The following is a 24,763-nucleotide window of genomic DNA, read 5'->3' as shown; positions in this document are numbered from 1 at the left end:
AAGGTCAGGCCTTGCCGTCGCCGCGTCCCAGCGGGTCCGGCAGGGGCGAGCCCTCCGGCACGAAAGTCAGCGCCACGGAATTGATGCAGTAGCGCAGGCCGGTCGGTCCGGGGCCGTCCGGGAAGACATGGCCCTGATGGCTGCCGCAGCGGGCGCATCGGGTCTCGGTCCGCGTCATTCCATACGAGCGGTCAGTGATCGCGGTCACATGAGTCGCATCGACCGGCTCGGTGAAACTGGGCCAGCCCGTGCCGCTTTCGAACTTGGTCCCGGCGCGGAAGAGCGGCAGACCGCATTCGCGGCAGCAGAACACCCCCGCCCGCTTTTCGCCGAGGAGCGTGCCGCAGAACGGGGCCTCGGTGCCGTGCGCCAGCAGGACGCGCTTCTCCTCCGGCGACAGGTCCGCCTCCAGCGCGAGCCGCTGCGCCTCGCCGGGCGGCGTCAGGTCGTAGCCGGAGGGGGAACGCAGGCTCGGGGCGATGTCGGTCTCGGTCATTGTGTCCACGTAGGAGGCGTCCGGGCCGTTCGCAAACCCCGTGTTCGGAACCGGGCGGTCGTGCAGACCGTTCCGCGCCCATGAAGAAAAAATCCGAAGCCGAACTGATCACCGATCCGTTGACGCCCAAGGCCACTCATGGGGTCGTTGTGGTCAAGGATCCGCCCGAGGCGGCCATGAACCTGACCGCCGACGCGGCCGAGATGTCCGGCCTGCGCCTGATGGACGCCGCCGACCGGGCCCGGAAGCGCGATTAGGCGGGCGTCACCGGGGCAAATGAAAGGCCGGCCCGGGTTTCCCCTGGCCGGCCTTTTTGTCTCATGGAAGTCCCGGATCAGCCGCCGAACAGGCTGCCCACCCAGGCCCGCACCGCCGTCTCGTCGGCGGGACTGCCGGTGTAAACCAGGCCCTGCGCGGGCGTGTAGGGCTGGTTGTTGGCGCGCGGACGCGAGGTCCAGGCCTTGTGGCCGTAGCTGAGGTCCGAATAGTTCGACGGCAGACGCATCACGGTGGGCTCGACGAAGATCGAGTCGGTGGCCGTGGTCGAACCGGCGATGCGCACGTTCGGCAGTTTGGACAGCAGGTCCAGGGTGTCCAGGCAACCGCCCGAGCAGCCGGCGTCGACCAGAACGACCACCGGGCCCTGCACGGGGTTCGAAGCGCCCGTGTCGGCGACCGCGGCGCGGCCCGCCAGGGTGAAGGTGGGCTGGCCGGCGGCGATGGCGGCGTCGAAGGCGGCCACGATCTCGCGGGTCTGCTCGATCACCGGGGTGGCTTCCTGCACGAACTGCGGATCAGCCTCCATGCGACCGAGCGCTGCGGCGTACCAGTCGCGGTTGCCCTGGGTGGCGCGATAGGTCAGCTCGCCGGCCGCCGGCTGGCGGCTGACGGTGAACTCCGGCGTCCAGATGCGGTTGGCCAGGCCATAGCCGCGGGCGGTCGACGAGTTCAGACCCGAACCCGAGGCGGCGCGAAGGTCCAGCACGAAGCCCTGCGGCCCCCGCAGGGTCGCGGCCTGGCCCTCGACGGCGGCGTTGAACGCCTGCCAGCCGGCGCTGTCGGCGAAGGAGTGCACGTGCACCCACGGCCGGCCGTTGACGGTCTCGACCGCCAGCGGCGCCGCGGGCGGCATATAGACCGTGGCGCGGTAGGCGGCCTCAAGGTCGCCCGCGACCACCGGAATGGGCCGGATCTGGATGTCGCGCGGGCGGCCGCGGCCCGACTGGAAGCTGCACATCGACGGCACCCCGGCGGCGAACGGGTTGTTGCGATTCCACAGGAGATAGGGGGCCGAGGTCACGCGGCCCGCCTCGGTTTCGAGGTTGCCCTCCCACAGGTCCAGCTTCTTCCGGGCGAATTCCTCGATCGGGGTCAGGTTGCACTCGACCACCGCATCTCCGATACGCGGCGCGCCGCGGGTGCCCGGCTTCACATAGGTGACGACGTATTTGCCGCCGCGCCAGCCGGTGGTGAAACCGGGCCAGCTGGTGCCGAAATACGGCCCCATGCCCTCGAAGGTCGGGGTGATGGCGATGTTCGAATCGCGGAAGCCCGCCGCGTAGTAGCGCATCAGATAGGCATGGGCGTCGCCGCTGTTGGCCTGACCTGCGCGGCCCAGGGCGTCCTGGAGGCCGGCGTCCAGCCAGCTGCGGAAGCTCTGGCTCGCTGCGCCCGACACGGCCGGCGCCGGATGGTTGGCGGCCAGTTCGTCGTGAGCCCTTTGCAGGTCCTGGCGCGCCAGGGCGCGGAAGTCCTGGGCGGCGACAGGCGCGACACCAGCCGCGAGGGTCAGGGTCGCAGCAGCGGCGAAGGTAAGGATGCGGGACATCAGGTCAGGCTCCGGGCCAGTAAGCGGGACGGGGGAGTGGACAAAAATGAACGGGCGTCGATGAACGGGACTGGAACGGCTTTAACCCCATCGATACAGGCTTTGCCAAGCCCGAACGCTGGCCGGTTGAAAGCCCCCTTGGTTTACTCACGCCAGATCGCGGCCTAATCGGGGCAGCCGCTTCACGCCGCGATCACGTTCGCCTCAGATTCAAAGACACATGTTCTCCAAAATCCTGATCGCCAACCGCGGCGAAATCGCCGTCCGCATCATCAAGACCTGCCGCCGCATGGGCATCAAGACGGTGCAGGTCTATTCCGAGGCCGACGCCGGCTCCCTGGCTGTCGAAATGGCCGACGAGTCCGTACTGATCGGTCCCGCCCCCGCCGCCCAGTCCTATCTGCTGCAGGACAGGATCGTCGACGCGGTGCGCCAGACGGGCGCCGAGGCGGTCCACCCCGGTTTCGGCTTCCTCAGCGAGAACGCCGCCTTCGCCCGCCGCCTCGAGGCCGAGGGCATCACCTTCATCGGCCCCAATCCCCACGCCATCGAGGCCATGGGCGACAAGATCACCTCCAAGAAATTCGCCGCGGAGGCCGGCGTCTCGACCGTCCCCGGCCACATGGGCCTGATCGAGACGACCGAACACGCCGTCGAGATCGCCAACCAGATCGGCTATCCGGTCATGATCAAGGCCTCGGCCGGCGGCGGCGGCAAGGGCATCCGCGTCGCCCACTCGGACGCCGACATGGCCGAAGGCTTCGCCGCCGTGAAGGCCGAGGCGCTCAACGCCTTCGGCGACGACCGCGTCTTCCTCGAGAAATTCATCATCGACCCGCGCCACATCGAGATCCAGGTGCTGGGCGACAAGCACGGCAATGTCGTCCACCTGTTCGAGCGCGAATGCTCGATCCAGCGTCGCAATCAGAAGGTCATCGAGGAGGCGCCCTCCCCGCTGCTCGACGAAGCCACCCGCGCCGCCATGGGGGCCCAGGCCGTCGCCCTCGCCAGGGCCGTCAACTACGACAGCGCCGGCACGGTCGAGTTCGTGGCGGGACAGGACAAGTCGTTCTTCTTCCTTGAGATGAACACGCGGCTTCAGGTCGAGCATCCGGTCACCGAACTGATCACCGGCGTCGATCTGGTCGAGCAGATGATCCGCTCGGCCTGGGGCGAGACGCTGGCGTTCGCACAGGATGATCTGGCCATCGACGGCTGGGCCATCGAGAGCCGCATCTACGCCGAGGACCCCTATCGCGGCTTCCTGCCGTCGATCGGCCGCCTCGTCCGCTACGAGCAGCCGGAAGAGGGCGAGCACGAGGACGGCTATGTCGTGCGCAACGATTCCGGCGTCCGCGAGGGCGACGAGATCAGCATGTTCTACGACCCCATGATCGCCAAGCTGTGCGCCTGGGGGCCCACCCGTGACGAGGCCCTGACCGGCATGGCCCGGGCGCTGGAGGACACCCACCTGCAGGGCGTCGGCCACAACATCCCCTTCCTCTCCGCCGTCATGGACCAGCCGCGCTTCCGCGGCGGGAACATCTCGACCAGCTACATCAAGGACGAATTCCCCGACGGCTTCCACGGCCTGAGGCCCGACGCGCGCCAGACGCAGATCATGATCGCCGCCGCCGTGGCCATGAACGAGATCGCCGCCGAACAGGCCGGCGACCCGTCCGACCGCACCGACTGGGTCGTGCTGATCGACAAGACCCCCCACGGCGTCGACCTGTCCTACGACGCCGACGAGGCCCTGCTGCTGGCCTTCACCGGCGGCGGCCACGCCCGGCTGACGGAGATCGACTGGCGCCCCGGCCTGGCCCAGTTCCGCGCCGAGCTGGACGGCGAGCCCTTCACCGCCGAGGTCGCCCGCGTCGCCGACGGCTTCGTCATCCGCCACCGCGCGGCGAAGGCCCGCGTCCGCGTCCTCACCCCGCATACGGCCGAGCTCTACGCCCGCCTGCCGGAAAAGGTCGCCGCCGACACCTCGAAACTGGTCGTCTCCCCCATGCCCGGCCTGGTGGTAGCCATCCCGGTGACCGTGGGCCAGGAGGTCAAGGCCGGCGAGACCGTCGCCATCATCGAGGCCATGAAGATGCAGAACATCCTCAAGGCCGAACGCGACGGCGTGGTGAAGGCTGTCGGCGCCGCCGCCGGCGACCCGGTGGCCGCGGATGACGTGCTGGTGGAGTTCGCCTGACCGCGCGCCGCCGCCTCAGTCCGCGCCCTGCCGCGTGAACCGCAGGCCGCGCAGCAGCGGATCGCTGTAGCTGAAGGCCACGACGGCGCCGCCCGCGTCGCGGTGGAACCGCGCCACCATCGCCCCCGTCCGGAACACGTCCGGCGCCGCCGCCGCCAGCTCCAGCCGGCTCAGCGACCCGCGCCCGAAGCGCACCGCCACCCCGCGCTCCCCGGTCGTCACCTCGGCGCAGGTGCCCAGGGCGCCGCTGTCGTAGCGTCCGGCGTAGTCGGGCAGTTCGGGCGTCGGGGGCATGGCGTCACCGGGGTCTGAGGGAGCCCGCAGACTGACGCGCCGCCGGGTGAGCGGCATGAGGGAAAGGTGAGGAGTTGGTGAAAACGGCGCCGACGCGTTGGCGTGGGCCGCCCGATGCACGGCGAGGCGTGCCCCCTAGCCCGCCGCCGCCAGAACCGCCGCCGGGACCGGCACGGTCGCCTCGATCGCGGCCATCAGGGCCCCGGGGGTGATGGGCTTGGCCAGGTGGCTGTCGGCGCCGGCGTCGGCGGCGTCCTGGACGTGGCGGGCCATGGCGTTGGCGCTGAGCACGATCAGGGGAGTGCGGGGCCGGCCCTGGGCCTGTTCGGCGGCGCGGATGGCGCGTGTGGCGGTCAGTCCGTCCATGACCGGCATCTGCATGTCCATCAGGATGACGTCGAATTCCCCGGCGGCGAAGGCCTCCACGGCCTGGGCGCCGTCGCCGACGGTGGTCACCTCCATGCCCGACAGGATGGCCTCGACGACGCGCTGGTTGACCGGATGATCCTCGGCCAGCAGCACCCGCAGGGGCGCTGCGCCGATCCACGGCGCGGAACCGATGGCCACCGGCTCGGGGTCGCCGGCGCGGGCGCGGACGGCGTCGGCGGCGGCGTCGTGGGCGGCCACCGAGCGGGTGCGCGACAGCGGCAGGGTGACGGTGAAGCAGCTGCCCTCGCCGGGCGTGGAGTCGGCGGTGATCTCGCCGCTCATGATCTCGACCAGCGAGCGGCAGATCGACAGGCCCAGGCCGGTGCCGCCGAAGCGGCGGGTGATGGTGCTGTCGGCCTGGCTGAAGCGCTGGAACAGGGCCTCGCCAGCGGCGGCGTCGAAGCCCACGCCGGTGTCGCGCACGGTCAGGGTCAGCAGGGCGACCCCGGGTTCGGGCGTGTCGTCGGCGACCTCGATCGAGACCGAGACCTGGCCCTCGGGGGTGAATTTGATCGCGTTGGACAGCAGGTTGGACAGCACCTGGCGGATGCGGGTGGCGTCGCCGAGGAAGTCGCCGCGGGCGCCGGGGCCGCGCTCGACGCGGAAGGCGAGCCCCTTCGCCTCGGCCTTGACGCGGGCGGTTTCGATCACGCCGTCCAGCTCGCGCTCCAGGTCCATGTCGCCGATGGCGAAATCGAGATGGCCGGCCTCGATCTTGGCCACGTCGAGGATGTCGGACACCAGCCGTTCCAGGGTCACGCCGGACTGTTCGATCAGCCCGACCAGCTCGCGCTGGGTCGGGGTCAGCTCGCCCTGGGCCAGGGCCCCGATCAGGCCGATGACGCCGTTCAGGGGGGTCCGGATCTCGTGGCTCATATTGGCCAGGAAGTCGGTCTTGGCCTGGTTGGCGACCTCGGCCGCCGCCTTGGCCTCCAGCAGTTCGCGCTCGGCGGCGACGCGGTCGGTGACGTCGCGGGCCACGCCGTAGACGCGGTCCCCGACCCGCCGCGCGCGCCATTCAATGGTGCGGTAGCCGCCGTCCTTGTGGCGATAGCGGTTCTTGAAATCGACCATCGGGTCACGGGGCCCGCGGGTCTCGACCTCGATGACGCTCTCCAGGGTGGCGATCTCGTCGTCCGGATGGAGCAGGCGCAGCAGCGGCAGGCCCTCCATCTCGTCGGGCCGCCAGCCGAGGACGGTCTCCCACGATGGACTGGCCCGGACGACCCGTCCGTCCAGCTCGCGGATGACCAGCAGGTCCAGCGACACGTCGAAGAAGGTGCTGATCGCCAGGGCGTCGGCGTCCTGTTCCGGGCGGGACAGCGGGGATGGCATCAAGCGGAAATCCTGTCGGGGCGGCGGACGCGCCGATTCTGCACCGGCCAAGGTTAAGACGGCCCTCGCAACAGTCAAAGTTCCATCCGAAGCCCGCCCGCCATTTGCGGCTGTATCCGGGGCCGGGTTCCGTCGTAGGAAAGCGGTGTTCGATCCGGGAGGCGCGGCCGTGGCCGCCGCCGGGAGGCGATCGCCGGTCAGTGGGGGGCGGCGGAGATCACGACGCCGCCCGCACGGGCGCGCGGGGGGAACCAGCAACCATGGGCTCGCTTATCCGCGCCAACGCCGCACGCGGCGCACCGAAAACGGTCGCCGCAAAGGTTTCGACGACGAAGGGTCACGGCGGGGCGGTGACGGCGGGGGAACGCCTGCGTTACGCCTTCGACAAGAGCATGGCGGCGGGGCCGGTCGCCCTGGCCGGCTGGCTGGCGCTGGTGTCCCTGCTGGTGATCGGGATGGCCGCGACGGTGCTGGCCCTGACGCGGCTCGGTCCGGACGGCGGCTTCGACTTCGGCGAGGCGGCCTGGCAGTCGCTGATGCGGACCATGGACGCCGGCGCCATGGGCGGCGATTCGGGCTGGGTCTTCCGCTTCGTCACCCTGTTCGTGACCCTGATGGGCATCCTGGTGTTCTCGGCCCTGATCTCGATCATCTCGGCCGGGCTGGACTCGGCGCTGGAGGGGCTGCGCAAGGGCCGATCGCGGGTGCTGGAGAGCGACCACACCATCATCCTCAACTGGTCGCCGTCGATCTTCGACATCCTGTCCGAACTGGTCATCGCCAACGCCAGCCGGAAGAATCCGCGCATCGTCGTCATGGCCGACAAGGACAAGGTCGAGATGGAGGACGAGATCGCCGACAAGGTCCCCGACCTCGGCAACACCCGCATCATCTGCCGCAGCGGCGACCCCACCGACCTGTTCGACCTCAGCCTCGTCAACGCCCAGGCCTGCCGTTCGATCATCGTCGTCTCGCCCGGCGGCGCGGCCGATCCAGACAGCCAGGTGATCAAGACCGTCCTCGCCCTGACCAATGACCCCAAGCGCCGCACCGAACGCTACCGCATCGCCGCCGAGCTGCGCGACGCCCGCAACGCCGAGGTGGCCCGCATCGTCGGCGGCGACGAGGTCCAGCTGGTGCTGGCCGACGACCTGATCTCGCGTATCGTGGTCCAGTCCAGCCGCCAGGCCGGCCTGTCAGCCGTCTATTCCGAACTGCTCGATTTCGACGGCTGCGAGATCTACACCACCGAACTGGAGGAGTTGGTCGGCCTCACCTATGGCGAGGCGGTCATGGGCTACGAGGACTCGGCCCTGATCGGGCTCAGCTATCCCGACGGCCGGGTGCGGATGAATCCGCCGATGGACGAGATCATCACCGCCGGAAGCCGCGCCGTCATCATCGCCGAGGACGACGCCGCCATCCGCCTGCGGCCGATGCCGGACGAGGCCGTCGACGCCGCCGCCATCCGCAAGCCGGCGGCGATCCGCCGCGCCGCCGAACGGGTGCTGATCATCGGCTGGAACCGGCGCGGCCCGATGATCGCCCACGAGCTGTCGCGCTACGTCAAGCCGGGCTCGGTGCTGACCATCGCCGGCGACGTCCCCGGCCTGGCCGAGGAAGTCCGCGCCATGCCCTTGGGCTCGAAGAACATGAAGGTTGATCTCCGCCTCATCGACACCGGCCACGCCGCCTCGCTGGAGGCGCTCGAGCCCCTGACCTACGACAGCATCATGGTGCTGGGCTATTCCGATCACATGGAGGCCCAGTCCGCCGACACCCGGACGCTGATCACCCTGCTGCACCTGCGCAAGCTGTCCGAGCGGCTGGGCGAGCACATCAGCGTGGTCTCGGAGATGATCGACATCCGCAACCGCGAGCTGGCCGAGGTCACCCGCGCCGACGACTTCGTGGTGTCCAACCGGCTGGTCAGCCTGATGCTGGCCCAAGCGTCCGAGAACGAATACCTGTCCGCCATCTTCGACGATCTGCTCGACGAGGACGGCTCGGAAATCTACATGCGGCCGGTCGGCGACTACGTCGATCTGGACCTGCCCGTCAGCTTCTACACCATCGTCGAGGCCGCCCGCCGGCGCGGCGAAACCGCCATCGGCTATCGCCGTCGCCGCGCGGATGACGCCGACGACGGCCGCAACATGGGCGGCGTGGTCGTCAATCCGTCGAAGTCGGAACAGCTGTCGTATGAGCCCGAGGACCGGGTGATCGTGCTGGCGGAGGACTAACCTGTCCGGCCCTCATCGGCGGGGGTTCGGGTCTCCAGCAGACAGGCCAGCAGGGCCTCATAGTGGCGGGCCAGTTCGGCGCTGGCCGCGCGCTCGCGGGCGTCCAGCGCGTCGGCGGCGCGGCGGCGCCAGCATTCGACGCGGCTGCGCAGGGTTTCCTCGTCCATGCGGACCTCGTCGGGATCGGGTCGAAAGCGCCCGTCGTCCAACGAACGGCCCCGCCTGTTTCATCCCGCCGCGGTCAGCGCCAGCCGGCGTCCCGCGCCTGCGCTTCGGCCGCGGCGTCCAGCGTCTCGTCGGCGATCAGGGCGTCGACCGCGGCCAGCACCGCCGCCGGCGTGTCGGCGCCCGCCGTGCGAACCTCGGAGTCTGAAGCCTGGAACGGCGCGAGCGCCTGCATGCGCCAGTCCCCCTCCGTGCGGCAGGCGAGGCCGGCCACCCCGGCGTCGCCCGCCCGGAAGGTGCGGCACCAGCGCCCGTCGGCGTCGCGGAAGGTCAGGCCCACGGCCCGCCCCTCGCCGTCCGCCCCGTCCGCCGCCAGGCCGCGATCCAGCACCCGCACCAACGCCGCGTCGGCGAGGACGCCGTCGGTCGCGACCGCGAAACCCTCGGGCGTCCGGTCCTGCCCCAGCCAGCCCACGGTCAGGCCCAGCACGAAACAGGCCGCCGCCGCGCCGGCCCAGACGGGCGCGTGACGCACGGCGAACCCCTCGCGCAGGCCGCCCGCCAGCCGGGCCGTCCAGGGCTCGCGCCGGGTGGCGCCGTTCAGGATCAACCGCGCCAGTTCGCCGTCTCGCAGGTCCTGCGCCGCCGGGAAGGCCTCGCGCGCCAGCGTCCGCAGGCCCCGCAGCCGCTCCAGCCGCCGCGCCAGCGCCGGATCGCCGGCGGCGGCCGCGTCGATCGCCGCCCCGGCGTCGGGGCTCAGTTCGCCGTCCACGCGGCGCATCAGGATTTCGTCGTCGTAGAGGTCGGTCATGCGCTCACTCCCTGATCGGTCAGGGTCTGGATCAGGGTCTGGCGGCCGCGCACCAGTCGGCTGGTCAGGGTGCCCGCCGGCACGCCCAGCACCTGGGCCGCCTCGGCGTAGGACAGGCCGTCGATCAACACCAGCGCCACGGCCAGCCTCTGATCGTCGGGCAGTCTGTGGATCGCCTCGCGCACGGCCAGGGCGTCGGCGCGCAGGCCCTCGTCCGCCTGCCCCGCGTCCGCGACCCCGGGCGTCATGGCGTCTTCGGGCGAGACCACGCGCCCCCACCGCGTCCTCGACCGTCCCTCATCGATGTGGATCCGTCTCATGATCGTGAAGGCCCAGCTGTCCAGCCGCGTTCCGGGACGATAGCCGCCGCGTTTGGCCAGGGCCCGCTCCACGGTCGCCTGGACCAGGTCCTGGGCGTCGGCGTCGGAGCGGCAGACGGCGCGCGCGAAACGACGCAGCCTTGGCAGAAGCGCCACCAGCTCCGTCTGAAATCCATCCAAGCGCGCACTCCGGTCATGGGGATGAAACGCCCCGTCCCCGACGTTTCATCCATTGTCGGGCCCGGGCCAATGGCCTTTGATGAATTGTCCGAACGGAGCCGCCCGTGTCGATACGCTTTCCTCTGGCGACCGCCCTTGCGGGACTGGTCCTGGCCGCCGCGGCCCCGGCATGGGCGCAGCTCGGCCTGCCCGGCGGCGTCCCGAGCCTGCCGCGCATCCTGCCGGACCGCCTGCCGGTCGACGCCGGCCGGCTCCAGGACGATCTGCTCGGCCGCGTCGAAGGGGCGCTGCAGGCCCCGTCGCGGCTGCGCAACCTGATCCGGCGCTCGGACGGCGCGCTGGAGGCCGATCCGGGCGGCTGGCCGGCGGTCCGCGCGGAAATCGTGGCGGTCGATCCGTCGCCCGCCGGCCGACGCATGGTGCTTGACGCCGGTTTCACCGTCATCCGCGAGGAACGGCTCGAGGACCTCGACCTCGCCGTCGTGGTGCTGGCCCCGCCGCGCGGTCTGTCGCTGCGCCGGGCCGTCGAACGCCTGCGCGAGCTCGATCCCGACGGATCGTACGAATTCAACCACGTCCACGCCCCGGCGGGACTACTGGCGGGGGAGGCTGCGGACACGCCGGAAGCCGGCCCGAACGCCGCGCCGCCCGCTCCGGCGCAGGCAGGGGGCGTGCGGGTCGGGCTGATCGACACCGGGGTCGACGCCGGCCATCCCGCCCTCGCCGGCGCCACGGTCCGCCGACAGGGTTTCGCCGGCGCCTATCACTCCGACGCCCATGGCACGGCCGTGGCGTCGCTGCTGGCCGGGCGGTCCGGCGCCTTTTCCGGCGCGGCGCCCGGCGCCGTCCTGTTCGCCGCCGACGTCTATGGCGGGTCCCCTTCCGGCGGCTCCTCGACCGGGATCGCCGAGGCTCTGGCCTGGATGGTCCGGAACGAGGTGCCGGTGGTCAACATCAGCCTGGTCGGCCCCCGCAACGCCCTCGTCGAGGCTGCTGTCCGCCGGGCGTCCGCACGCGGGGTGCTGATCGTTGCGGCGGTCGGCAATGACGGACCCGCCGCCGCCCCTCTCTATCCCGCCAGCTATCCGGACGTGGTCGGGGTGACGGCCGTCAACGCGCGCGGCCGGGTGCTTCCGGAAGCCGGCCGGGGCCCGCAGGTCGATTTCGCCGCCCCCGGCGCGGACATGGCCGCCGCCGGCCCGGGTCAGGGCTATGTCTCCGTGCGCGGGGCCTCGTTCGCCGCGCCGCTCGTGGCCGGGCTTCTGGCGCGGCGGCCGGGACGACGCGAGGCGGTGCAGGCCCTCGCCGCCGAGGCGCGGGACATGGGGGCTCGCGGACCGGACCCGGTCTATGGCCGCGGGCTGGTCGCCGCCGAGCTGCGCGTCGATCCGGCCGCTGTCGGGGCGAGAGGTCGGCTTTCGCGCTGATTTCCCGCCCGATCTTCTCCTGACGGCGTCGGGGCGGGATGAATCCCCGGAGGCCGGTCGTTGGACCCTGCGAGGGCGGCTTCCCGCCCGCTCAACTCCAGGAGAAGCTCACATGCGCAAGACCCTTATGCTCGTGACCACGGCGGCCTTCAGCATGGCGCTGGCCGGCGCCGCGAACGCCCAGATTCTGGGCGGTTCCGGCGGATTGGGGGGCGGCCTCGGCGGCCAGGTCGGGGGCCTCGGCGGTCTCGGCGGCCGGGCCGGCGGCAGTCTGACGGGCGGCCTTTCCGGCTCGGTGGACGGCTCCCTTGTCCGCGACCGTCTGGGCGAAACCACCAGCCGCGCCGACCGCCTCCGCGCGCGGGCCGAACGCCGCGCCAACGCCGCGCGCGATCGCGCCTCGGCCACGGCGGACGAAGCGCGCGGAACGGCCGGCTCGGCCGCCGCGAACGCCTGGGGCTCCGGCCAGGGCGCGGTCGCCGGCGCCGCCGGTTCGGCCTCCGGGTCCCTGACGGGCGTGCTGAACGGTGCGGCCTCGGCCGGCGGCGACTCGATCTCCGGGGACGCATCGGGCTCGGCCGACGGTTCCGCGCGCGCGGGCCGGGAGTCCGGCGATCAGCCGCGCCAGAACCGCCGCCGGCGCGTCGACGCCAACGGCTCGGCCGACGGTTCGGCTTCGGCCTCCGTGAACCGCGACACCGGCGCGTCGGTCAGCGCCGGTGCAAGCGCGGGGGCGTCGGCCAGCGCGCGCCGCGACGACTGATCACGGAAGAGGGTGACCGGATCGCTCCGCCGGCCCGCGCCGGCGGAGCGTTCTCGGTCAGACGGGCGGGCCCGCCGGGACCGTTTCGCCGAACACCCGCCGGAAACTGACCCTCAGGGCCTCGTCCGCCTCGTCCAGGGTCGCGGGAACGCCGAGATCGACCAGGCTGGTGACGCCGTGCTCATTGATGCCGCACGGCACGATGCCGCTGAAATGGCCGAGGTCCGGCTCCACGTTCAGGCTGATGCCGTGGAAGCTGACCCATTTGCGCACCTTGACGCCGATGGCCGCGATCTTGTCCTCGCGCGACCAGCCGGGGCCTTTCCGGGCGACCCAGACGCCGACGCGGCCCTCGCGCACGTCGGCGGGGACGCCGAACTCGCCCAGGGCGCCGATGATCCATTGCTCCAGCCCGCGCACGAAGGCGCGCACGTCCCTGCCGCGCGCGTTGAGGTCCAGCATCACATAGGCCACGCGCTGGCCCGGTCCGTGATAGGTGAACTGCCCGCCCCGCCCGGTCCGGTGCACCGGGAACCGCGTCGCATCCAGCAGGTCGCCGTCCTTCGACGACACCCCCGCCGTGTAGAGCGGCGGATGCTCCAGCAGCCACACCAGTTCGGGCGCCTCGCCCGCGGCGATGGCCGCGGCCCGGGCCTCCATGGCCACGACCGCCGCCTCATAGCCGACAAGGCCCTGCGACACGGCCCATTCGACCGGCCGGCCGTCGGCGCGGGCCAGTTTCGATCCGGTTGAGCTTAAGGCTTGGGAAAGCATGATGCACCCAATGTGGGGGTCGGGAGCGCCATGCAAGACCAGACCGCGCCATCAGAGTCAGTAACCGAGTCCCCCATGAGCCAGATCGAAGCCGTCGAAGTCGAGATCTCGGTCGTCCTGGGGCGCTCCGTGCTGCCGATGAGCCAGCTGCTGCGCATGGGCCGCGGCGCCGTGATCCCGCTCGACGCCTCCGAATCCGACGAGGTCTGGATCCTGGCCAACAACCACCCGGTCGCCCGCGGCCAGATCGAGATCCGCGAGGACCGCATCGCCATCACGGTGACGCGGGCGGCGGACGTTTACGACTTCATGGCGGGCGCTGCCTAAACCGCTTGGCAGCGGCGCATCTCTCCGCTATCAGCCCCCCTCCGATGCGAGCGGTCGTGGCGGAATTGGTAGACGCGCAGCGTTGAGGTCGCTGTTCCTTAACCGGAGTGGAAGTTCGAGTCTTCTCGACCGCACCATCGAAACAACAGGGCGAATCTCGGCTACGATTGAGCTGACATAAAAGCAGGGAGGCCAAGCGTGACTGCCACCGCAAACGCCCCCCTGCCGCCTTCCTCCGACGACATCGACCACGACGCCCTCGACGAGGACTACGTCCTGACGGCCTCGTTCGTCGAAAAGGTCGTCGACGCCTCCGACGCCGGCGACGGCCTCAAGCTTCGCTCCCTGCTGGAAGACCTGCACCCGGCCGACGTCGCCGACCTCATGGGCTTCCTGACGGCCGAGCATCGCGCCGTCGTCGTGCTGTGGCTGCCGGCCGACCTGCTGGCGGAAACCCTGCCCGAACTGGACGACAACATCCGCGAGGAGGTGCTGGAGCGCGTCCCGCACCTGACCCTGGCCGAGGCGCTGCAGGAGCTGGACTCCGACGACGCCGCCGCCGTGGTCGAGGACCTGGAGGACGACCAGCGCGAGAAGGTGCTGGCGGCCATGCCCGAGGTCGACCGCGCCGCCATCGAGAGCTCGCTGCGCTACGCCGAGGATTCCGCCGGCCGCCTGATGCAGCGCGAGGTCATGGCCGCGCCGTCGTTCTGGAACGTCGGCGACACCATCGACCACATCCGCAAGCAGGGCGAAGACCTGCCCGAGCTGTTCTTCGACATCTATATCGTCGACCCGTCCAACCGGCCCGTCGGCGGCCTGCCGGTCAGCGGCCTGCTGCGCGCCGCGCGTTCGATCGCCCTCGTCGACATCATGGAGCCGGTCAACGAGATCGCGGTCGACCAGGACCAGGAAGAAGTCGCCTACATCTTCGAGAAATACCACCTGATCTCGGCCCCCGTCATCGACGCGGAAGGCCGGCTGGTGGGCCAGATCACCGTCGACGACATCGTCAACATCATCCAGGAAGAGAACCGCGAGGACATCCTGCGCCTGGCCGGCGTCTCGGACGAGGACCGGGGTTCGTCGGTTTCGGAGATCGTGCGCGGCCGCGTGCCGTGGCTGGCCATCAACCTCGCCACCGCCATGCTGGGGGCCAGCGTCATCGCCTTCTTCGGCGCCACCATCGAGCAGATCGTGGCCCTGGCGGTGCTGATGCCCATCGTCTCGGCCATCGGCGGCAACGCCGGCACCCAGGCCCTGACTGTGACGGTCCGGGCCCTCGCAACCCGCGAGCTGAACAGCTCCAACGCCCCGCGCACCTTCCGCCGCGAACTGGCCGTGGGATTGGCCAATGGCCTGGTGCTGGCGCCCCTGATCGGCGTCGCCGCCGCCCTGTGGTCGGGCGACTGGCGCATCGGGGCGGTGATCGCCCTGTCGATGGTGCTGAACCTTGTGGTGGCGGCCACCGTCGGCGTGCTGACGCCCCTGACCCTGTCGCGGCTCAAATTCGACCCGGCCGTGTCCTCCGCCGTGTTCGTGACGGCGACGACGGACTTCTTCGGATTCCTGATCTTCCTCGGTCTCGCCACGCTTGTGTTGATCTAATCCCGGCCCGGGCCTTGCTCGTTCTCCCAGCGGGCGAGCACGCCCGTCTCGATTTGGGTCAATCCGTGTCCGACGCGACCACGCCACGTCTGAAGGTCTCCCGTGAGGGGATCGTCCTCATCAAGAGTTTCGAGGGCTTCCGTCCGCACGCCGTGAGAGGCGAGGACGGGCGCTGGATCATCGGCTATGGCCACACCGCCTCGGCCCGCGAAGGCCTGAGCGTGGGCGAACAGGACGCCGAACTGCTGCTGCAGTACGACCTGCTGCCGGTGGTGCGGGCGCTGAACGAGCGCGCGCCCGCCGGGCTGAACCAGCATCAATTCGACGCCCTCGCCAGTTTCGCCATCTCCGTCGGGGTCGAGCGGTTCCTGGCGTCCGATGTCCTGCAGCGGTTGAACGAGGGTCGCGCCGGCCTCGCCGCGGACGCCCTGATCGGCTGGCCGGAGGCGGCCTCGCCCGAGGTCCGCCTGCGCCGCCGCGCGGCCGAACGCGCCCTTTTCGTCGCCGACCCGGGCTCCGCCGTGACCCTGGCCGACCTGCTGGCCGCTCCCCTTCCGGCGCCTGTCGAGCCGGAGCCTGTCGCCGTTACAGCGGACGCCCGCGCCGCGGCCGTCGCCGCCCTGCTGGGAGAGACGCCGCCCACGGGCGCGGAGGCCGAACCCGGCCCGCCGCCCGAGGCCCCCGCGCCACCGGCCGCCCCCGGGAACGGCGTCTATCTGAGCCGCTATTCGCCCTATGCCGCCGCCATGATCGGCCCCCTGCCCGGCCTCCTGCCCTTGGCCCCAGCGGCGGCCGACGCCGACGCGCCTGAGCCCGCCGTGGACGCCGCCCCGACCGAAGCCCCTGCGAGCGAGGCGGAGACGGCCCCGCTGGTTCCGATCACGCCCGAACCCCTCCACCTCGGGCCCGTGATCCCACTTGTCTCGCCCGCGCCGTCGATTTCGCCCTTCCCGGCCTTGGAAGAGCCGCTGGTCCTTACGCCGCTGACGGACGCCGACATGGTTTCGGCCGAGCGTCCGGTCTGGCCGGAGGAGGCGCGCGCGCCGGCGCCCGTCGACGACGAAACCGTACTGTTCGGCGACGAGCCGACGGCCCCGGTGATGCGTCACGAGGTCGAGCCCGCGGGCCCGCGCCGATTCGACTGGAGCGAAACGGGCGCCTTCCTGTTCATGGGCGGCGTCGGCCTTGCGGCCTGCGCCTTTTCCGCCGCGGCCTTCCGGCTGGCGGTCGAAGAGCCGTCGCCCATGGGCGAGACGGTGGTGCTGGGCTGGGCCCTGGCCCTGATCGGGGTGATCTGCGTCGGCGTGTCGTCGTGGAACCTGTATGTCCGCTGGGGCAAGACAGACTGAGGCCGCCTCTCCCGCGCGGGAGGGTTCGGGCGGCTTTGCGGCGGCGCCGCGCGGTGCTAACCCCGCCCTCATGAGCATTCCCAACGCCCCCCAATCGATGGATTTCGGCCTCGGCGAGAACGCCGACATGATCCGCGAGACCACCGCCCGCTGGGCGACCGACCGTCTGGCGCCCCTGGCCGCCGAGATCGACGAGAGCAACGCCTTCAAGCGCGAGCTCTGGCCCGAGATGGGCGACCTGGGCCTGCACGGGATCACGGTGGAGGAGGAGTACGGCGGTCTCGGCCTCGGCTACCTTGAGCATGTCGTGGCGATGGAGGAGGTGTCGCGGGCCTCGGCCTCGATCGGCCTCGCCTACGGGGCCCACTCCAACCTGTGCGTCAACCAGATCCGCCGCTGGGGCACCGACGAGCAGAAGCGCAAATACCTGCCCAGGCTGATCTCGGGCGAGCACGTCGGCTCGCTGGCCATGTCCGAGGCCGGGTCGGGGTCCGACGTCATGTCGATGCGGACCCAGGCCCGCAAGGACGGCGACCGCTATGTCCTGAACGGCACGAAATTCTGGATCACCAACGCCCCGCACGCCGAGACCCTGGTGGTCTACGCCCGCACCGGCGAGGGCAACGGCGGCGTCACCGCCTTCCTGATCGAGAAGGGCATGAAGGGCTTCAGCGTCTCGAAGAAGCTCGACAAGATGGGCATGCGCGGCTCCGACACCGCCGAACTGGTGTTCGAGGACTGCGAGGTCCCGGAAGAGAACGTCATGGGCCCGGTCGGCGGCGGCGCCGGCGTGCTGATGAGCGGCCTCGACTATGAGCGCGCCGTGCTGGCGGCGGGCCCGCTTGGCATCATGCAGGCGGCGCTGGACGTGGTTCTGCCCTACGTCCGCGAGCGAAAGCAATTCGGCAAGGCCATCGGCAGCTTCCAGCTGATGCAGGCCAAGGTCGCCGACATGTACGTGGCCCTGAACAGCGCCCGCACCTACGTCTACGCCGTGGCCCGCGCCTGCGACGCGGGCAGGACGACCCGCTACGATGCGGCCGGCGCCATCCTGCTGGCCTCGGAGAACGCCGTGAAGGTCAGCCTCGAGGCCGTCCAGGCCCTCGGCGGCGCCGGCTACACCAAGGAGTGGCCGGTCGAACGGCTGGTCCGCGACGCCAAGCTCTACGACATCGGCGCCGGCACCAACGAGATCCGCCGCTTCCTGATCGGGCGCGAACTACTCGGCAGCTGAGGCGGCCGGGCAGTCGCCCAGCCGTTCGGCGGTCATCACCATGGCGACCTCGGCCATCTCCGGGCTCGGCGGGGGCGTCATCCGGCTCTTCACCTCCATGGTGTAGTTGCGGGTGAAGTCGCCCGAGACCCGGGTGTCCGTCTCCGTGCGCATGCCATCGGCCGAGGTGCAGACCATATGGCCGACCATGGCGGCGCCCTCGCGGCGGAAGGATTGCTGTTCGCAGGTCATGCCCGGGGACTCCGGGGCGCCCCGGGGCGTCTCGAACTTCGCCTCGCGGATGCAGGTTTCGACCGCCGGCGCCTCCATGCCGGCCGGCATCCCGCTCATCCGGGTCGTGACGCGCCACAGGCCGGGCGTGGGCCCGGCGGGCATGCCGGCGGCGGCGGGGTTCCCCGCCGTGTCGGTCGCCTTTTCGGCCGGCGAGGCGTCGCCGCCCTGCCCGCAGGCCGCCAGGGAGAAGGCGGCGAGCCCGGAAACGAGAGGGATGATGCGCATGTCGTTCCTCCACCCAGGACCCGACCCCTACCACATTACGGGTTACGGCTGAACCGGCGACCGGGAACCGGGCGGACCGGCGATAGTTGGTTGGGACGCAAAGGAGCCTCCCATGCCCGCGAAATCCGCTGCACAACAAAAAGCCGCCGGCGCCGCCTTGTCGGCCAGGCGCGGCGACACGCCGAAGTCCGAACTGAAGGGCGCGTCGAAATCGATGCTGTCGATGACCGAGAAGCAGCTCGAGGAATTCGCCCGCACCAGCCGCAAGGGCAAACCCCAGCACGTGAAACACTGACATATCCCGTCGCGCGAGCCCGAATGACCCCCTCATGCCGCGCCGCTAGCGTCGCCGCATGAGCCTGACCGAAACCTCGACCGGCCGGCCGCGCGCGTTTTCGGACGTGCTGGATATCCTGGCGGCGCGCCGGGCCGAAAAACTGTGCCTGGGCGAAGTCGTCGAGGCCTTCGGAGACCGGGCCTTCGGGCCGGTGATGTTCTTCTTCGCCCTGATCAACCTGCTGCCATGGCCCCCGGGCGGCACGAGCCTGACCGGTGCGCCGCTGCTGCTGTTGTCGGCCGAACTGGCATGGGGCCGCGAAAGCCTGTGGGTTCCGCGCTGGGCCGAAGGCCTGGCGATCCACCGCGAGACCTTTCGCCGGCTGATCCGGCGGTTCATGCGCCCCCTGCGTTGGGCGGAGGCGGTCTCACGGCCGCGCCTGTATGTCCTCACCGGCGGGTTCGGCCAGGGTCTGATCGGCCTGGCCTGCCTGTTCCTGTCGGCCGTGCTGGTGCTGCCGATCTTCGGCGGCAACCTGATCCCGGCGGTCGCCATCGCCTTCTTCTCGCTCGGCGTGATGCAGCGGGACGGCCTGTCCGTCTTGCTGGGATGGCTGACCACGGCCGTGGCCGTCGCCATCCTGTTTCTGGCGTGGAAGCTGATCGTCGCCGGGTTCCGCCACGGGATCGACGCGGTCCAGGGCCTGATCTGAGCGCCGCCAGATTGACGTTTGTTAAGTGGCGCCCGCCTATCGTCGCGCCTAGATCGGATCATCACCTCCGGACGCCGCCGATGCCCGACTATGACTATCAGAGCGACAGCCGGCCCTTTTCGCAGGTGATCCAGGACATCGGCGCGAAGAACGATCCGAAACTGTACCTCGGCGAACTGGTCAACGCCTTCGGCGAGCGCGGCTTCGGCGCCCTGATGCTGTTCTTCGGCCTGCTGAGCGTCGCCATCGGCATCATCCCGGGCACGACGACGGTCCTCGGCGCGCCGCTGTTGCTGATGGGTCTGCAGCTCATGATCCGCCAGGACCAGCTGTGGCTGCCGCGCTGGGCGTTGCGCCGCTCGATCGAGCGCCAGACCTACCGGCAGGGCGTGGAAAAGGTGCTTCCGCGGCTCAGGCAGATGGAGCGCCTCTCGAGACCCCGACTGTCCATCATGACCAGCGAACTGTCCGAAGTGCTGATCGGCATCGCCACCTTCCTGCTGGCCCTGATCCTGATCCTGCCGCTTTGGGGCGGCAATCTGATCCCGGCCCTGATCATCTCCGCCTTCGGCTTCGGCCTGATGCAGCGGGACGGGCTGGCCATCGTCATCGCCTGGAGCGCCGTGGGCGTGATCTGCGGAGCGGGCCTCGTCATCTGGCTCGCCTGGACCTGGGTCTCGCCCTATCTCCTGCCGGTCTGGGAATGGGCGAACGGCCTGCTTCCCCAGTTCTGGACGTGGCTTACGGGCCTGTTCTGAACGACGAAACGCCGGAGGGGTCTCCCCCTCCGGCGCTTGTTCGAACCTGAAACAGTCAGTTGCGGAACAGCGACAGCACCAGCTGCGGCGTCTGATTGGCGATGCCCAGCGCCTGAACTCCCAGCTGCTGCTTCGTCTGCAGGGCCTGGAGCTTGGCGCTTTCCTTCGCCAGATCGGCGTCGACCAGATTGCCCACTCCCGCCTCCAGCGCGTCCGACAGCTTGCCGACGAACGTCAGGTGGGTCGAGAGCGCCTTCGACTTGGTGCCCAGCCGCGCGAGCGAGGCCGAGACCTTGTCGATGGAGGTGGAGACGGCCGTAAGCGAGGCCGCCGCCTTGGTCAGGGTGTCGATCGTCTGCGTCGCCGCGATCGTCACATTCGCGCCGCCCAGGGCGAGAACTTCCGCGCCAACCGTCAGGCTGGACGTGCCCGTCACATTCGCCAGGGCCTGGAACCCCGTCGCTCCCGTCTTCAGCAGGTTGACCCCGTTGAATTCGGCATTGCCGGTGACCGTGGCGATCTGGTCGCGAAGGGCCTTGAAATCCTCGTTCAGAGCCGCGCGCGCCGACGTCTTGAGTGACGCGTCCGTCGCAGCGAGTGCCTTCTCCTTCAACTGGAGCAAGAGGTCTGAGACCGTCTCGCCCGCCGCCAGGGCCACATCGACCGCGGCGATGCCACGATCGAGCGACTGTTTGACCGCGCTCAGCGCGCCGATATCGGCCCGTTGCCCCTGGGCGATGGCCCAGATGCTTCCGTTGTCCTTGGCGCTGGAGACAGATTTCCCGGTGTTGATCCGGTTCTGCACCTGCCCAAGGGCTGCGTTGGTCGCGTTCAGGTTCTGGAGCGCGATTTGCGCGCCCGTGTTCGTGTTGACCGACATAACCATCGGCTGTCCTTCCATTCTGGTCGGGTGAAGAACGGCCTTCTGGCCGTCGAACCAGTTCTGGCTCGCGCACGGCGACGCAAGGATCGGGCCGCTTCCCGGGCCGGACGGACATCAATCTTTTCAGAGGCTTGGCTACAGGGCCGTGTCGGCCCCGGCAGGTCTGGCCGGGCCGCGTGGCTCGTCTTGCCTACCCGGCCCGGGTCGGACGGCTAGGCGGCTCCCTGACCCGACAGGCCCTGCATGACCATCTTGTTGATGTCGATCAGGGCTTCGAAATCATCCTCGCCGCGCATGATCACGGACGAATGGCGGCTGACGAACAGGCTGATCGAGATGATCTGGGCCCGCAGGGCCTTGTCCATCGCATTGTCCGGATTGGCGCAGTCGGTCGCCAGCGCGGACCACAGCCGGCGGTTCCAGTCGAGGGCGTCGATCCGGGTCGCGACGTCGGCAGGATCGACGGTCGAGGCGTGCATCAGCGCCCGGGTCACCTGCCCGAACAGCCGGTATTCCGTTTCACGCGGGTTTTCAGTCCGCGTGGCCGCGGTCTTGTACGCCTGCAGCGACATTCGACAGCCCTTCCTCGTAATCCACCAGTTTCCGCGCCGCCATCAGGGCCTTGTAGTATTCGCGCGCCATGACGTGGCGCGACGCCGCCACGCAGTCCGCCAGCACCTGGGGATTGCGCGTGGCGCTCATGAACTCGGTCAGACGCCGCGCGAACTCGTCATAGACCTTGGGCGCCTGGGCCTCGTCCAGGTACATCATCATGACCGGGAAATAGACGCGGGTCGCCGGACTCTTGACGTCCTCGGGCTGGAGAATGTCCTTCTCGCGCAGCACCGACGCCTTGTTCTGAAGGATGAGGACGCCGCGACGATCGCCGTTCTGGACAACCGCGCCGTTGAGCACGAATTTCTCGCCGGGTTTGAGCGACAGCTTGAGCGGCATTTGCGGGAGCGTCTCCTGACAGGCTCGCGGCGACGTTAGGAAGCCGGGAACGAACGCACGCTAAACAGTCGTGGTTAACCATGTCTTGTGACCCCGGCGGCGATCCTCCGGAACACACTCGGGATCGATCCATGTCCGCAGCCGATCTGGCTCCAGAATTCGTCCACGCGCCCCAGCTCGCCGCCCAGGGAACGGTCGGCGATTCGGCCTCTCCCGAGGCCATCCGCAAGCTCTCGCGGCAGCTGGCCAGTCCCAGGCTGGCGGTGAAGGCCCAGCGCAAGAGCCTCGAAAAGCTGAAGGCCGCCCTGATGGCGATCCGCGCCGGCGACTTCGCCCTGGGCGCCCGGCGCGCGCTGGACGCCTTGCAGATCGACGAGACCAGCGGTCTGGCCTGGCACGTGCTGGCCATCTGCCGCGAGAAGTCGGGCGATTTCGGCCAGGCCCTGCTGGCCTATGAGGCGGCGCTCAAGCTGCTGCCCAACGAGACCGACGTGGCCCATGACCTCGGCCGGCTGGCGCAGCAGCTGGGCCATCTCGACATCGCCGAAAAGCTGCTGGTCAAATATCTGGCCGCCGATCCCGGCCACGTCGAGGCGACCAACAACCTGGCCTGCGTCCAGCGCGATCAGAAGCGCTACGGCGACGCCGTCGAAACCCTGCGCGCCCTGCTGGGAGTCGAGCCCGAATCGCCGGTCCTGTGGAACACCCTCGGCACAGTGCTGAGCGACCAGGGCGAGATGGCCACGGCCCTGACCTTCTTCGAGGAGGCGCTGCGGCACGACCCGGCCTTCGCCAAGGCCCGCTACAACCGCGCCAACGCCCGCCTGCCCCTGGGCGATGCCCTTGGCGCGCTCGAAGACCTGGACGCCGCCCTGCCCGGCGCCGAAAGCCCATACGAGCGGGCCATGATGAACATGGCGCGGGCCATGCTGCTGATGACCCTCGGCCGCATCCCGGAAGGGTTCGAAGCCTATGAGGTGCGGCTCGACCCGCATCTGCCCGAGGCCATGCGGGTCGCCGTCGAGGCCCCGCGCTGGGATCCGAAGACGGAAGACATCCGCGGCAAGCGCCTGCTGATCGTGGGCGAACAGGGCATCGCCGACGAAATGGTGTTCGGAACCTGTGTCGGCGACGCCATCGAAGCCGTCGGTCCGGACGGCAAGGTGTTCGTGGCGGTCGAGCCGCGCCTGATCGGGATGTTCCAGCGGGCCTATCCGGAAGCCGTCTTCGGCTCGCACCGGGCGGTCAAGCTGGAAGGCCGCATCACCCGCTATGTCCCGTTCATCGAGGAGATGGAGGAAGGGATCGACCGCTGGATTCCGCTGGCCTCGCTGCTGGCGCTCTACCGCCCGTCGATCGACCGCTTCCCCGACCGCCGGGGCTATCTGAAGGCGGACCCGGAGAAGGTGGCCTATTGGCGCGCAGAACTGGAAAAACTCGGGCCGGGGCTGAAGGTCGGCCTGCACTGGAAGAGCCTGGTCCTGACCGGCTCGCGGGCCCGCTATTTCTCCAGCTTCGAACGCTGGCGGCCCGTGCTGGAGACGCCGGGCGCGGTCATGGTCAACCTGCAGTGCGGCGACGTGGCCGACGACCTGGCGGCGGCCGAGGCGGCGGGGGTGTCGATCTGGACCCCGCCGATCAATCTGAAGGACGATCTCGAGGATGTGGCGGCCCTGTCGGTCGCGCTGGACGTCGTCATCGGGCCGGGCATCGCCGGGACCAATCTGGCGGCGGCCGTCGGCGGGACGGCGTGGATGATCACCGCGCCGGACGACTGGCATTTTCTGGCGACCGACAAATACCCCTTCTATCCGCACCTGCGGCATTTCCGGCGCGACGGCTTCGACGCCTGGGAGGGTGCGATCGATCGCGTCCGGGCCGCACTGGACGAGGCCGTCAGGACGGGGAACGCCGGATAGCGGAGCAGCGTTGATCTCCCGAACAGGAGCTACGCCATGCCGGAGATCAACGGCTACTCGGACGACCAGGAACAGTCCGAAGTCTATGACGAAACCCACATCGACGATGAGGGCGACGGCGACATCCTGCTGGACGAGGCCGATCCGGTGCTGGACGTCACCCAGGCCGACGGCGACGCCGACGAGGAAGAGTTTGACGAGGACCAGCTGGACGATCTGGATGAAATCCAGGGCGCGTCCGGCATCGAGGCCGAGGCCGACGCCCTGCTGGGCATAGACGGCGAGCGCCTGACCGAGATCGACGGCGAAAGCGCCGGCGGCCGCGGTCCGGACGAGGTCGAGCTGGTCTACTCCGGCCTGATGGAGAACGCCCGCGGCGCCCAGGCCAGCGCCGCCCACTGGGAGGCCAGACGCCTGTCAGACGATGACATCGCCGGCCTGGGTTACGGCCCCGACGGCGATGAAGATCACCCCACGGAATAAGGAGGGCGGCCATGACCACTCAGACGCACAAACCCGATCATCAGCAGTCCCCCGCCGACGACGCCCCCCACGCCCGCAAGGCGGAACGGCAGCACGGCAAGCCGGACCAGCTGTGCGAAGAAGAACGCCACGCCGAGGACCGCCAGGAAGCCCTGCTGGACGAGGGACTGGAAGAGACCTTCCCGGCCAGCGATCCGGTGTCGGCAAAACGGATCACGTAAACACCGGTGTCGCCGTGGGAGGAGGGACCGCCCTCCCCCCTCCGTGCATCCCCGCGAAGGCGGGGACCGCCGCCCCCATCCGTGCATCCCCGCGAAGGCGTGACGCTGCCGGCCGGCTATATAGTCGGGTTCAGAAGAAAATATCCCGCCTCTTCAACACCTTCCGCTTTTCTCAAACTCTATTGTCAGCACCGCCCCCCGGCGGCCCCATACTATCTGCATCCCGTCGCGGGGGAGGGCGTCTGGCGCCAGGGCCAACCACGTGCGGCGGG

Annotated in this window: 27 protein-coding genes and 1 tRNA gene; 16 read left to right on the top strand and 12 right to left on the bottom strand. The window is 70.0% G+C overall.

Annotation, left to right across the window (positions count from 1 at the left end):
- Positions 1-4 precede the first annotated feature (4 nt).
- A complete protein-coding gene (msrB, locus tag ASD59_RS12200; RefSeq protein WP_055832076.1) occupies positions 5-496 on the bottom strand; it encodes a peptide-methionine (R)-S-oxide reductase MsrB in 492 nt (163 codons plus the stop codon).
- A gap of 80 nt (positions 497-576) precedes the next feature.
- On the opposite strand from msrB, the gene ASD59_RS14310 reads away from it, so the two are divergent.
- A complete protein-coding gene (locus ASD59_RS14310) occupies positions 577-753 on the top strand; it encodes a hypothetical protein (protein ID WP_156377026.1) in 177 nt (58 codons plus the stop codon).
- A gap of 77 nt (positions 754-830) precedes the next feature.
- Here ASD59_RS14310 and ASD59_RS12195 read toward each other — a convergent pair whose 3' ends face one another.
- Positions 831-2,324 carry a hypothetical protein gene (locus ASD59_RS12195; protein ID WP_055832075.1) on the bottom strand — a complete coding sequence of 498 codons (1,494 nt, stop codon included), beginning with the start codon at positions 2,322-2,324 and terminating at the stop codon, positions 831-833.
- Positions 2,325-2,544: 220 nt separating this feature from the next.
- Between ASD59_RS12195 and ASD59_RS12190 the strand changes: the two genes are divergently transcribed.
- Complete coding sequence (locus ASD59_RS12190) at positions 2,545-4,527, top strand: acetyl-CoA carboxylase biotin carboxylase subunit (protein WP_055832073.1); 1,983 nt, start codon at positions 2,545-2,547, stop codon at positions 4,525-4,527.
- A gap of 15 nt (positions 4,528-4,542) precedes the next feature.
- Here ASD59_RS12190 and ASD59_RS12185 read toward each other — a convergent pair whose 3' ends face one another.
- Positions 4,543-4,821 carry a hypothetical protein gene (locus ASD59_RS12185; protein WP_055832071.1) on the bottom strand — a complete coding sequence of 93 codons (279 nt, stop codon included), beginning with the start codon at positions 4,819-4,821 and terminating at the stop codon, positions 4,543-4,545.
- Positions 4,822-4,956: 135 nt separating this feature from the next.
- Complete coding sequence (locus ASD59_RS12180; RefSeq protein ID WP_055832068.1) at positions 4,957-6,585, bottom strand: PAS domain-containing hybrid sensor histidine kinase/response regulator; 1,629 nt, start codon at positions 6,583-6,585, stop codon at positions 4,957-4,959.
- A 260-nt stretch (positions 6,586-6,845) separates the two neighbouring features.
- Between ASD59_RS12180 and ASD59_RS12175 the strand changes: the two genes are divergently transcribed.
- Positions 6,846-8,828 (top strand): CASTOR/POLLUX-related putative ion channel, encoded by a 1,983-nt coding sequence (locus tag ASD59_RS12175; RefSeq protein ID WP_082560190.1) that lies wholly within the window; start codon positions 6,846-6,848, stop codon positions 8,826-8,828.
- Here the strand turns inward: ASD59_RS12175 and ASD59_RS12170 are convergent.
- The 3 genes from ASD59_RS12170 to ASD59_RS12160 form a co-directional block, all read right to left on the bottom strand.
- On the bottom strand, positions 8,825-8,995 hold the full coding sequence (locus ASD59_RS12170; RefSeq protein ID WP_156377025.1) for a hypothetical protein: 171 nt from the start codon (positions 8,993-8,995) through the stop codon (positions 8,825-8,827). The two genes, ASD59_RS12175 and ASD59_RS12170, sit on opposite strands and share 4 nt — an antisense overlap.
- A 74-nt stretch (positions 8,996-9,069) precedes the next feature.
- Positions 9,070-9,804 carry a hypothetical protein gene (locus ASD59_RS12165; protein WP_055832064.1) on the bottom strand — a complete coding sequence of 245 codons (735 nt, stop codon included), beginning with the start codon at positions 9,802-9,804 and terminating at the stop codon, positions 9,070-9,072.
- Positions 9,801-10,304 carry an RNA polymerase sigma factor gene (locus tag ASD59_RS12160; protein ID WP_055832062.1) on the bottom strand — a complete coding sequence of 168 codons (504 nt, stop codon included), beginning with the start codon at positions 10,302-10,304 and terminating at the stop codon, positions 9,801-9,803. Before ASD59_RS12160 ends, ASD59_RS12165 begins: the two co-directional genes overlap by 4 nt.
- A 104-nt stretch (positions 10,305-10,408) precedes the next feature.
- Here ASD59_RS12160 and ASD59_RS12155 point away from each other — a divergent pair, with 104 nt between their 5' ends.
- Together ASD59_RS12155 and ASD59_RS12150 are read left to right on the top strand one after the other, a co-directional pair.
- The gene (locus tag ASD59_RS12155) at positions 10,409-11,731 is read left to right on the top strand and encodes a S8 family serine peptidase (RefSeq protein ID WP_082560189.1); all 1,323 of its coding nucleotides are present in this window, start codon (positions 10,409-10,411) and stop codon (positions 11,729-11,731) included.
- Between the two features lie 112 nt (positions 11,732-11,843).
- The gene (locus tag ASD59_RS12150) at positions 11,844-12,494 is read left to right on the top strand and encodes a hypothetical protein (RefSeq protein WP_055832060.1); all 651 of its coding nucleotides are present in this window, start codon (positions 11,844-11,846) and stop codon (positions 12,492-12,494) included.
- A 57-nt stretch (positions 12,495-12,551) separates the two neighbouring features.
- On the opposite strand, the gene lipB is transcribed toward ASD59_RS12150, so the two are convergent.
- Positions 12,552-13,268, bottom strand: coding sequence for a lipoyl(octanoyl) transferase LipB (lipB, locus tag ASD59_RS12145; RefSeq protein ID WP_055832058.1), 717 nt, complete (start codon positions 13,266-13,268; stop codon positions 12,552-12,554).
- Between the two features lie 75 nt (positions 13,269-13,343).
- On the opposite strand from lipB, the gene ASD59_RS12140 reads away from it, so the two are divergent.
- The 5 genes from ASD59_RS12140 (at position 13,344) to ASD59_RS12120 (ending at position 17,786) form a co-directional block, all read left to right on the top strand.
- Positions 13,344-13,595 carry a FliM/FliN family flagellar motor switch protein gene (locus ASD59_RS12140; RefSeq protein ID WP_055832056.1) on the top strand — a complete coding sequence of 84 codons (252 nt, stop codon included), beginning with the start codon at positions 13,344-13,346 and terminating at the stop codon, positions 13,593-13,595.
- A 50-nt stretch (positions 13,596-13,645) separates the two neighbouring features.
- Positions 13,646-13,732 (top strand) — tRNA-Leu (locus tag ASD59_RS12135).
- Positions 13,733-13,793: 61 nt separating this feature from the next.
- Positions 13,794-15,203 carry a magnesium transporter gene (gene mgtE / locus ASD59_RS12130; protein WP_055832054.1) on the top strand — a complete coding sequence of 470 codons (1,410 nt, stop codon included), beginning with the start codon at positions 13,794-13,796 and terminating at the stop codon, positions 15,201-15,203.
- Positions 15,204-15,268: 65 nt separating this feature from the next.
- On the top strand, positions 15,269-16,552 hold the full coding sequence (locus ASD59_RS12125) for a lysozyme (protein WP_055832052.1): 1,284 nt from the start codon (positions 15,269-15,271) through the stop codon (positions 16,550-16,552).
- Positions 16,553-16,622: 70 nt separating this feature from the next.
- A complete protein-coding gene (locus tag ASD59_RS12120) occupies positions 16,623-17,786 on the top strand; it encodes an isovaleryl-CoA dehydrogenase (RefSeq protein WP_055832050.1) in 1,164 nt (387 codons plus the stop codon).
- Here the strand turns inward: ASD59_RS12120 and ASD59_RS12115 are convergent.
- Complete coding sequence (locus ASD59_RS12115) at positions 17,772-18,284, bottom strand: DUF3617 domain-containing protein (RefSeq protein ID WP_055832048.1); 513 nt, start codon at positions 18,282-18,284, stop codon at positions 17,772-17,774. The two genes, ASD59_RS12120 and ASD59_RS12115, sit on opposite strands and share 15 nt — an antisense overlap.
- A gap of 112 nt (positions 18,285-18,396) precedes the next feature.
- Here ASD59_RS12115 and ASD59_RS12110 point away from each other — a divergent pair, with 112 nt between their 5' ends.
- The 3 genes from ASD59_RS12110 (at position 18,397) to ASD59_RS12100 (ending at position 20,031) form a co-directional block, all read left to right on the top strand.
- Entirely contained in the window at positions 18,397-18,579 is a 183-nt protein-coding gene (locus tag ASD59_RS12110) for a DUF3008 family protein (protein WP_055832046.1), read from the top strand.
- A gap of 58 nt (positions 18,580-18,637) precedes the next feature.
- On the top strand, positions 18,638-19,273 hold the full coding sequence (locus ASD59_RS12105) for an exopolysaccharide biosynthesis protein (RefSeq protein ID WP_055832045.1): 636 nt from the start codon (positions 18,638-18,640) through the stop codon (positions 19,271-19,273).
- 80 nt (positions 19,274-19,353) lie between these two features.
- Positions 19,354-20,031, top strand: coding sequence for an exopolysaccharide biosynthesis protein (locus ASD59_RS12100; RefSeq protein ID WP_055832042.1), 678 nt, complete (start codon positions 19,354-19,356; stop codon positions 20,029-20,031).
- A gap of 55 nt (positions 20,032-20,086) precedes the next feature.
- On the opposite strand, the gene ASD59_RS12095 is transcribed toward ASD59_RS12100, so the two are convergent.
- The 3 genes from ASD59_RS12095 to flbT form a co-directional block, all read right to left on the bottom strand.
- The gene (locus tag ASD59_RS12095) at positions 20,087-20,917 is read right to left on the bottom strand and encodes a flagellin (RefSeq protein ID WP_055832039.1); all 831 of its coding nucleotides are present in this window, start codon (positions 20,915-20,917) and stop codon (positions 20,087-20,089) included.
- A gap of 209 nt (positions 20,918-21,126) precedes the next feature.
- Positions 21,127-21,486, bottom strand: coding sequence for a flagellar biosynthesis regulator FlaF (flaF, locus tag ASD59_RS12090; protein WP_055832037.1), 360 nt, complete (start codon positions 21,484-21,486; stop codon positions 21,127-21,129).
- Complete coding sequence (gene flbT, locus ASD59_RS12085; protein ID WP_055832036.1) at positions 21,446-21,868, bottom strand: flagellar biosynthesis repressor FlbT; 423 nt, start codon at positions 21,866-21,868, stop codon at positions 21,446-21,448. Before flbT ends, flaF begins: the two co-directional genes overlap by 41 nt.
- A gap of 131 nt (positions 21,869-21,999) precedes the next feature.
- On the opposite strand from flbT, the gene ASD59_RS12080 reads away from it, so the two are divergent.
- Genes ASD59_RS12080 through ASD59_RS12070 form a run of 3 tightly spaced genes read left to right on the top strand, consistent with a single transcriptional unit; the run spans position 22,000 to position 24,491 of the window.
- On the top strand, positions 22,000-23,787 hold the full coding sequence (locus tag ASD59_RS12080; protein ID WP_055832033.1) for a tetratricopeptide repeat protein: 1,788 nt from the start codon (positions 22,000-22,002) through the stop codon (positions 23,785-23,787).
- A gap of 36 nt (positions 23,788-23,823) precedes the next feature.
- A complete protein-coding gene (locus ASD59_RS12075; protein ID WP_055832031.1) occupies positions 23,824-24,270 on the top strand; it encodes a hypothetical protein in 447 nt (148 codons plus the stop codon).
- Between the two features lie 11 nt (positions 24,271-24,281).
- Positions 24,282-24,491: a hypothetical protein gene (locus tag ASD59_RS12070; protein WP_055832028.1), complete on the top strand. Its 210-nt coding sequence runs from the start codon at positions 24,282-24,284 to the stop codon at positions 24,489-24,491.
- Positions 24,492-24,763: the final 272 nt, after the last annotated feature.

The sequence above is a fragment of the Brevundimonas sp. Root608 genome (genome assembly GCF_001427825.1).
Lineage (GTDB): Bacteria > Pseudomonadota > Alphaproteobacteria > Caulobacterales > Caulobacteraceae > Brevundimonas.
This window is presented reverse-complemented; position numbering and strand designations above follow the sequence as displayed.

What these genes read in the sequence shown, in the direction of transcription:
- msrB (WP_055832076.1), bottom strand. Translation starts at nt 496, where the DNA reads ATGACCGAGACCGACATCGCCCCGAGCCTGCGTTCCCCCTCCGGCTAC.
- ASD59_RS14310 (WP_156377026.1), top strand. Translation starts at nt 577, where the DNA reads ATGAAGAAAAAATCCGAAGCCGAACTGATCACCGATCCGTTGACGCCC.
- ASD59_RS12195 (WP_055832075.1), bottom strand. Translation starts at nt 2,324, where the DNA reads ATGTCCCGCATCCTTACCTTCGCCGCTGCTGCGACCCTGACCCTCGCG.
- ASD59_RS12190 (WP_055832073.1), top strand. Translation starts at nt 2,545, where the DNA reads ATGTTCTCCAAAATCCTGATCGCCAACCGCGGCGAAATCGCCGTCCGC.
- ASD59_RS12185 (WP_055832071.1), bottom strand. Translation starts at nt 4,821, where the DNA reads ATGCCCCCGACGCCCGAACTGCCCGACTACGCCGGACGCTACGACAGC.
- ASD59_RS12180 (WP_055832068.1), bottom strand. Translation starts at nt 6,585, where the DNA reads ATGCCATCCCCGCTGTCCCGCCCGGAACAGGACGCCGACGCCCTGGCG.
- ASD59_RS12175 (WP_082560190.1), top strand. Translation starts at nt 6,846, where the DNA reads ATGGGCTCGCTTATCCGCGCCAACGCCGCACGCGGCGCACCGAAAACG.
- ASD59_RS12170 (WP_156377025.1), bottom strand. Translation starts at nt 8,995, where the DNA reads ATGGACGAGGAAACCCTGCGCAGCCGCGTCGAATGCTGGCGCCGCCGC.
- ASD59_RS12165 (WP_055832064.1), bottom strand. Translation starts at nt 9,804, where the DNA reads ATGACCGACCTCTACGACGACGAAATCCTGATGCGCCGCGTGGACGGC.
- ASD59_RS12150 (WP_055832060.1), top strand. Translation starts at nt 11,844, where the DNA reads ATGCGCAAGACCCTTATGCTCGTGACCACGGCGGCCTTCAGCATGGCG.
- lipB (WP_055832058.1), bottom strand. Translation starts at nt 13,268, where the DNA reads ATGCTTTCCCAAGCCTTAAGCTCAACCGGATCGAAACTGGCCCGCGCC.
- ASD59_RS12140 (WP_055832056.1), top strand. Translation starts at nt 13,344, where the DNA reads ATGAGCCAGATCGAAGCCGTCGAAGTCGAGATCTCGGTCGTCCTGGGG.
- ASD59_RS12120 (WP_055832050.1), top strand. Translation starts at nt 16,623, where the DNA reads ATGAGCATTCCCAACGCCCCCCAATCGATGGATTTCGGCCTCGGCGAG.
- ASD59_RS12115 (WP_055832048.1), bottom strand. Translation starts at nt 18,284, where the DNA reads ATGCGCATCATCCCTCTCGTTTCCGGGCTCGCCGCCTTCTCCCTGGCG.
- ASD59_RS12110 (WP_055832046.1), top strand. Translation starts at nt 18,397, where the DNA reads ATGCCCGCGAAATCCGCTGCACAACAAAAAGCCGCCGGCGCCGCCTTG.
- ASD59_RS12105 (WP_055832045.1), top strand. Translation starts at nt 18,638, where the DNA reads ATGAGCCTGACCGAAACCTCGACCGGCCGGCCGCGCGCGTTTTCGGAC.
- ASD59_RS12100 (WP_055832042.1), top strand. Translation starts at nt 19,354, where the DNA reads ATGCCCGACTATGACTATCAGAGCGACAGCCGGCCCTTTTCGCAGGTG.
- ASD59_RS12095 (WP_055832039.1), bottom strand. Translation starts at nt 20,917, where the DNA reads ATGGTTATGTCGGTCAACACGAACACGGGCGCGCAAATCGCGCTCCAG.
- flaF (WP_055832037.1), bottom strand. Translation starts at nt 21,486, where the DNA reads ATGTCGCTGCAGGCGTACAAGACCGCGGCCACGCGGACTGAAAACCCG.
- flbT (WP_055832036.1), bottom strand. Translation starts at nt 21,868, where the DNA reads ATGCCGCTCAAGCTGTCGCTCAAACCCGGCGAGAAATTCGTGCTCAAC.
- ASD59_RS12080 (WP_055832033.1), top strand. Translation starts at nt 22,000, where the DNA reads ATGTCCGCAGCCGATCTGGCTCCAGAATTCGTCCACGCGCCCCAGCTC.
- ASD59_RS12075 (WP_055832031.1), top strand. Translation starts at nt 23,824, where the DNA reads ATGCCGGAGATCAACGGCTACTCGGACGACCAGGAACAGTCCGAAGTC.
- ASD59_RS12070 (WP_055832028.1), top strand. Translation starts at nt 24,282, where the DNA reads ATGACCACTCAGACGCACAAACCCGATCATCAGCAGTCCCCCGCCGAC.